This window comes from Polaromonas sp. P1_G2 (assembly GCF_056405515.1).
On the sequence record NZ_JBFUBY010001598.1, the window covers coordinates 1 to 379 of the forward strand.

Sequence of the window (379 nt, forward strand, 5' to 3'; positions counted from 1 at the left end):
GTCCGCGCCTTCATCCAGGTGCAGAACGGCTGCGACCATCGCTGTACCTTCTGCATCATCCCCTATGGCCGCGGCAATTCCCGCTCCGTGCCGATGGGCGCCGTCGTCGACCAGGCGCAGATGCTGGCCGAGAGCGGCTATTGCGAAATCGTGCTGACCGGCGTCGACGCCACCAGCTATGGCGCCGACCTGCCCGGCCAGCCCTCGCTCGGGCAACTCGGCAAGTCGATTCTCAAGCATGTGCCCGAAATCAGCCGGCTGAGACTGTCCTCTATCGACAGCGTCGAAACCGACGATCATCTCTGGGACCTGATTGCCGACGAGCCGCGCTTCATGCCGCATCTGCATCTCAGCTTGCAGCATGGCGACAACCTGATCC

General features: G+C 63.3%; 1 protein-coding gene. It reads left to right on the top strand.

Features of this window, described 5'->3' with window-relative positions:
• On the top strand, positions 1 to 379 hold a 379-nt coding region (locus AC1D0P_RS31720), incomplete at both ends, for a radical SAM protein (protein WP_477680353.1).